The organism is Trichlorobacter sp., from assembly GCF_030247655.1.
Taxonomy (GTDB): domain Bacteria; phylum Desulfobacterota; class Desulfuromonadia; order Geobacterales; family Pseudopelobacteraceae; genus Trichlorobacter.
Window position 1 is genome coordinate 1 of sequence record NZ_JAOTRZ010000175.1, and the last position, 6361, is coordinate 6361.

Annotated in this window: 9 protein-coding genes; all 9 read right to left on the reverse strand. The window is 48.3% G+C overall.

The window, feature by feature from the left end; all coding sequences use genetic code 11:
• The coding region (locus OEL57_RS12830; RefSeq protein ID WP_300740929.1) for a hypothetical protein at positions 1 to 625 on the reverse strand (625 nt) is incomplete at its 3' end.
• A complete protein-coding gene (locus tag OEL57_RS12835) occupies positions 622 to 1086 on the reverse strand; it encodes a hypothetical protein (protein ID WP_300740930.1) in 465 nt (154 codons plus the stop codon). The genes OEL57_RS12830 and OEL57_RS12835, both read right to left, overlap by 4 nt.
• Positions 1083 to 2024, reverse strand: coding sequence for a helix-turn-helix transcriptional regulator (locus tag OEL57_RS12840; protein WP_300740932.1), 942 nt, complete (start codon positions 2022 to 2024; stop codon positions 1083 to 1085). Before OEL57_RS12840 ends, OEL57_RS12835 begins: the two co-directional genes overlap by 4 nt.
• Positions 2025 to 2644: 620 nt before the next feature.
• Complete coding sequence (locus tag OEL57_RS12845) at positions 2645 to 3580, reverse strand: 3'-5' exonuclease (RefSeq protein ID WP_300740934.1); 936 nt, start codon at positions 3578 to 3580, stop codon at positions 2645 to 2647.
• A gap of 2 nt (positions 3581 to 3582) precedes the next feature.
• Complete coding sequence (locus tag OEL57_RS12850; protein ID WP_300740936.1) at positions 3583 to 4074, reverse strand: DUF456 domain-containing protein; 492 nt, start codon at positions 4072 to 4074, stop codon at positions 3583 to 3585.
• A 33-nt stretch (positions 4075 to 4107) separates the two neighbouring features.
• Positions 4108 to 4881, reverse strand: coding sequence for a pentapeptide repeat-containing protein (locus OEL57_RS12855; RefSeq protein WP_300740938.1), 774 nt, complete (start codon positions 4879 to 4881; stop codon positions 4108 to 4110).
• Positions 4882 to 5043: 162 nt separating this feature from the next.
• Positions 5044 to 5295, reverse strand: a complete 252-nt coding sequence (locus OEL57_RS12860; protein ID WP_300740940.1) for a hypothetical protein — start codon at positions 5293 to 5295, stop codon at positions 5044 to 5046.
• On the reverse strand, positions 5292 to 6068 hold the full coding sequence (locus tag OEL57_RS12865) for a DNA/RNA non-specific endonuclease (protein ID WP_300740942.1): 777 nt from the start codon (positions 6066 to 6068) through the stop codon (positions 5292 to 5294). Before OEL57_RS12865 ends, OEL57_RS12860 begins: the two co-directional genes overlap by 4 nt.
• Positions 6061 to 6345: an HU family DNA-binding protein gene (locus tag OEL57_RS12870; RefSeq protein ID WP_300740943.1), complete on the reverse strand. Its 285-nt coding sequence runs from the start codon at positions 6343 to 6345 to the stop codon at positions 6061 to 6063. Before OEL57_RS12870 ends, OEL57_RS12865 begins: the two co-directional genes overlap by 8 nt.
• Between the last annotated feature and the right edge of the window lie 16 nt (positions 6346 to 6361).

Sequence of the window (6361 nt, forward strand, 5' to 3'; positions counted from 1 at the left end):
TGCCAAACTCAACTATTGCTGAGAGTGCCAGATAGTCATAGCTGCTTTGATCATTATCGTCAGGCTTTTTGATAACGGCGATATCCCAGTTCTGGCGCCTTTTTTTGCCAAGGTTCACTTTGGTCGTATACTCTTTCTGAATGATGCAGACCCGCACCGGCTTGCCAGGAGCCACCTCTATCATGTGGTATTGCTTAGCTTCGGGCAGTGCATTATACAGCTTGGTAAAGAACAGGGCATGCTGGCCATGTTCTGTGTAGCAATCATACGGGTTTTCAACAAAATCATGGATGAACTGCTCAATGGTTTCCTCTAGAATTTGTGTGACATTATGAGCTGTCTGTTCCAATTGTCCCTCCACGGTGCTGTTAGTAAAGTACTCGTCAAATTCGGGGGCAAGATGACTTACGTGGAAATGTTTCCAATGTGGGTAACGCTCATCCAGCATCTGCCGTGCGGCATGTATCCCCTCAACGGTCTCTGATTGGTTTGAGTTGCCACCCTCCTCGAACAAGGCCCACTCTTCAGCATCGAACCTGAACAGCCATTTGTCACTGATATTACTGCCAACCAGGCGGATTGATCCACCTTCACATTGCAGTTCAAGGATGGTTTGCCAGCTCATAGGACGATCCTTTCCAATATGTTCTCATGTTTCGACATGGCGTAAGTATCTCCATAGTAGTTGAACCTGGTTGCTTTTTTACTCCAGACGCCAGTGGTTATGTCCTGAAGGGCCACTATACTGAAGACGCAGGTTGCAAGAAACTGCCGCAATCTGGTTTCCAGGTTATGCAGTGACATGGGGCAGAAGTCTGCCAGTTCATACATCAGGTTATTGTCTGGTTCAATATGCGGAACAACTCCGGTCAGGAATGCCGGAGGATCTCCTGAGCATACGGACTCAAATCTGAGCTCGATATATCGTGCATCCATGAAGGCCCAGCCTTTGGCTGACTGGTCTGCGGTAGATGCCGTAAGGCTGATAGCCCAGGTCTGCTGGGCCTGATCATCCCAAACCGTCGCTTCATGCAGGATCACGCTCAGTTTTTCTGGTTGTCGGATGTAATCCAATTGGTTGTTCATGGAGTGCATTCCTTCAATTGGCCATGCCTCTTGGTTGCTTGTCTCAGTTCTCGTGCGATTTGGGTACGTAGTTTAGGTGGTTCCAGGACTTCAGCATGGGGCAGCCATTGATATAGCCAGCGTTTGACCCCTTCTGTGCCATTGACGCGGAAGGTTACCACTATGCTGCCATCTTCGCCCGCTTGTACCTCCTGACTCTTGTGCCATTTTCTCCGCCGAAAGCGAGATGCAACCTCTTGGTCAAAACGGATGGATATCTTGGTTGGCTCACCATCAAGGTAGGTGCCAAAACCGTCTGAAAGCTCCTGTTCAGTATCGACTGGCGGGCTGTAGAATCTGCTTTCAGGCTTTAGTGTTATTGTTTTAATACAGTCAACGGCAAACGTTCGGTTGGCCTCGTCAGTCCTGCACCATGCCCGGAGGTACCATGCTTCTGAACTGCAGAACAGGTACAGCGGTTCTATGGTTCGCGTTGAAAAGAGGCTGCTGCCTGATGAGGTGTAGTCAATGATGAGAGGTGTTCTGGTTCGAATAGCGTCATGCAGGGGCTTGAACCATTCATAGTCATTTCCAATAACCGGATCATTGGTGGATAGCTGCGTATAAGCAGATAGGTTGTTGCCTGTTATCCTGTCCTTGAGTTGATCAATACCTTTTGCAAGGCGGTTGTTAGAAGGTTTAAGGGCTATTTGAGCAAGAGCTAGTGAGAGCATCTCGTCATCAGTTAATGATGCTTTGTGTAACTGGTAGCCATCGGCAAATCTGTAGGCACCATCGACAAACAAGATCGGAAAACCTGCGTCACAGAGAGAATGAATGTAGCGACGGATTGTCCTTGAGCAGACGTTGAATGACTCCATCATGTCGCTGGTGGTAACCTGCTGACCAGAGTTCAGCCGAGACAAGATCTCAAGCAGTGAGTCAAGTTTTTCAGACATTAATCTCCTCCGGCTTTATCCAGTGATTGTAAAACCCCTGGCCCCATGCGTAACCATACCAAAGGCTGAGTAGCAGCACACCCCATTGTCTGTTGCTTATTGCGGTATAGAGCCAGAATGGCTGGGCACAGAGTCCTGCAACGTAGCCCCATCTTCTGAGGTTTCGGCTTTTTTGTCCTACGAACCAGATGGCAGAACAGCCAAATGCTGCAATGCCAACTTGGGCCACTATGGTCATGGGAGTGGATTCCATGTATGTAGCTTATAATAGCCATAGGACAGCATTATGTCCTAATATTATAAAATAAGTTTTCTGGTGGAAACGATAACAGCAAAGGATTGGTATGCTACAGATTATTGGTTCCTTACCCAAAATGTCAGATTTAGATCTAGACACATCTCGGCGCATGTCAGAAACCTAAAAATAGGACTCTATGTTGACACTGTCGAGGCGTTTTTCCTGATGTCTGGTTGGAGTACACTTCTCCATGACATTAAAAGCCTACCTATCATTTTACGTTCAGTGGCATTGAGAGGGATGAAGATGCTTCCTAGAGGTGATTTACATCAGAAAAAAATAAAATAGAGGGTTTGTGATGCCTTTGATAAAGGCTATTCGGTCACCCCTCCCTGCATGAGAACCGGTCTATGGGGCTGACCCGCCTGATCTCGACACTATCAGTACGGCCACCAGGGTAGATCTTGGTTGCCAGATAACTGAACTCTTCCTGTTCCCTTGATTCTGGAATGCTGATCCACCAACTCTTGGGTGTGCCATTGGCCCCATCACTCCAGCGGTAGCCTCGCTGTTTCAGCAGATCCTTTCTGTCAAATGGCGAGTTGACTGCATAAAGTTTTGTGATCGACTCAGCGCTGTTTTCAAGCAGCACCCTGAAGACAGAATCCCCACTTACCGGAAGCTTCTCCAGCAGTAACCCCAGCACCCCTTCAGCATCATCAAGTGCCCGATGGGCATTGATGCACCAACCGAACTTAAACAGCAGGTATTCAAGAGAACGGGCCTGGAGGCGTTCCACCTGCCAGTCGATCTGGCTGACAGTGCAGGCCCAGGGAATGGTTTTGAAACCAGGAAAGCGCTGTTCCACAAACGGACGATCAAAAGCGGCATTGTGGGCAATGACCAGACTGGCCTGTTCTGCAAGTTGGTTGATGGCGGTGTCATCAAGCTGCTGACCTTTGATCATCTCGTCTGTGATGCCGGTAATCTCGATGATCTCTTTGGCCAGCGGGTATCCGGGGTCCTCAAAGCCATTGTAGCGACCAGTGATCCTGATTATCTCTACGGTAGATGGTTCATACTCAAAGGCTACAATTCCCAGCTCAATGATTCTATCCTCAGCGTGATTGAGTCCCGTGGTTTCTGTGTCAAGACAGAGGGCGACGCGACTGGTATTATGACTCTTTCTGCTGAAACGGGTGTCTTGATCAAGGTTGATCTTGCGCAGTACCAGGTAGTCGCCGGTGGCGTGCAGGGAGGTGATGGCTATCTCAGCCTCAAGTTGGTTGAACGGTTGTGGTTCTTTGTGTTTTTTCATAACTAGGCAAATCTCATGATCAGGAACAGGCCGATCATACTGATGCCGATAACCAGTTTACCAGCTATGCCAAGCGCCAGACCGACCACAGTACCGAAACCAGCACGGCCTGCTTGGTCAATAGTTCGCTGAAGCGAGAGTTCCCCCAGCATAGCCCCTACAAATGGACCAACCAAGATGCCGGGGACGCCCATGAACATGCCGATAACCCCTCCCAAGAGCGCACCCCACATGGCTCGTTTAGAGCCACCAAATTCCCTTGCGCCGAGTGCCGAGGCAGCAAACTCTATCAGGTAACTAAAGATGGTTAGCAGTGCCAGAGTTGCCAGCGTCCAAGGGCCCACATAACAGAATCCCTCAGCCCAGGCGCCGAACAGCAGGCCTAAAAATAAGAGCGGCGCACCGGGTATGAGCGGCACCAGCATGCCGGTCAGACCTGTGACGGTCAGAATTGCTGACAGAATCCAGAGTACTGTTGTCATATCCTGATTCATTGCGTCACCTTCATCCAACCTCCACTATGCATATCAATTACACTTGGTCGTTGCATCAACAACAGCGCCTCTAGCCTTCAAATCATCGCAACTTATTGAACTGGGAATATCTCCATACTGCTGCTTGGAGGTGTCAAAGCCATAAGTACGCTTGAAATAGGCACCGGTTATGTCAGCCCCCCTAAAATCGGCTCCGCTCAAGTCAGCGTTAATAAATTCAGCAGCATATAGAACGGCATGAGCAAATTTTACACCCTGGAGTTTAGTTCCAGCAAAATCGGCATAGGTGAGGTCAGCATAGGAAAGATCCACGTTATTGAGCACAGCTTCGGAAAATGAGCTCATCTTTAACTGGGCACCGATCATTGAGGTGTTTTTGATGGTGGTTTTGTCGAATTTACCCTTCGCCATATTGACACGATCCATCTTAGTTCCGCTTATCACTGCATTCCTGACTCTCGGGTTATGGGCATATGCTTTCGTAAAGTTTGCATCTTCAATTTGAGCATTATTGAGAATTACCTCATCGATACTCGCTTTTTCAAAATTAGTCCTGATCAGCCGGGCACCTGTAAAATTACATTCACCACAATCATTGAAACTCGCATCAGTGAGGTCTGACTTGATAAATTTAGAGCCGTCCATTTTGACATCAATCAGCTTTGCACCTACTAGGCTCGAATTTGACAGGTCAGAATTCTCTCCTTTGCCTGTCGCCTTCATAGTTTCAAGATCTGCAGCACAGGCCAGTGATGAACTCAGACAAAGAATCATACTAGTAATGACTGGTTTCATGATGTTCTTCATTCGATTTTTTCTCCTCAGAAGGTGGTTTGTCATCTGGTCAACTATCCATATCGGCAGCATAGCAAACAACCCTACCCAATCAGTGTCATAGGTATTCGCCAGAGATGTTATTGTGTAACCACTTTCGGTTGTCGCTAACCACGTTTCTAAACACACCTGTCTTCATGCAAACGGATTATCAACGGTGACGGTCTGCTCCAGAACAATCTCCTCCGGTAGTTTTCCGTTAGATGCTTCCTTTTCAAGTAACGTAACAACAGCATCGACAACTGCCTTCAGCTCGTGTGCAGCAGCAAGCCCTTTACAGTCTCTTGTCAGGTCAAGCGAGCCATGCAAGGAGACCCGATCAGTACGGTTTTCAATGGTAAGGTCTGCTATCTGAATAGTTTCAGATTCATTGGCATAGGGCTTCATCGGCTCTCCTTCCTGCTTCTGGCCTTGGCTGCGGGAAGTCGCATGACTCTGCTCTTTACGTCCTGTGTCAGCGTAGGAAACAGATTGATCCCTGCCAGCTTTTCAATTTCAGCCACAGATACGGTGCTGTAGTCAGTACCTGGTTCGTTCTGCTCCAGGTAGCAGCCAGATTCTTTCCTGGCTGGATCATAGAGGCATTTATAGATACCGGTCGGAATGATAACCCTGCCCTTCAACGACTGCAGTTGCGCACCCTGGAACAGAGGGCCGGTGATGACATACAGCTCCCCCCTCTTCTTCACCTCTTTGCGAACAGCTGATTCAATGCCTTCATGAATGCCCCGGTTGTTTTCAGGTTCCTGAGGGATCATGTTTGAGAGCAGAAATGATTCGTCTTGGCTTTCAGGATCACCGAAGTCAGCTGATGGTGCCATGTGTCCTCGGTCATAACCGGAACGGGCATAGTCGGACAGCTCAGCACGTTCAGCGGATGGTAGACGAGTATCAGCCTTGAAGTTATTGGAGCGCTTTAACCCTTTAGCTGAGATAAGACTATCACGGGTTAGATATTCTGCTGACCAGAGTGGAGTACGGGTAATGCCGGAGTGGCCGACTGCATAAGCCTGGTTGCATAGCTCACGGTATTTTGATGATATCTTGGGATTGGTGACGAAGGGAGTCTTGCCATCAGCAAACTGTTCCTGACATGAAGTCTGGGCATATGCCGGCAATGCCAAGGCAAGCAGACAGAGTAGTGTAATCAGTCTATGCATGGGAGCCAAGTACCCTTTCCCGTAATTCTTTACCAACCTTGAAAAATGGCAGTTTCTTGGGCTTTACGTCAATAGTTTCACCGGTCTTTGGGTTGCGGCCTTTGTAACCCTCATATTCCCTGATTTCAAAGCTGCCGAAACCACGGACTTCTATTCGCTCGTCATTAAGTAGTGATTGCTGCATGGCAGCAAAGATTTCGTTAATGACCTGTTCAGCTCGCTTCATTGGCATGTCACGCTGCAAAGCTAGGTTTTCAATAAGATCAGATTTTGTCATACTTCCTCCACGTCTA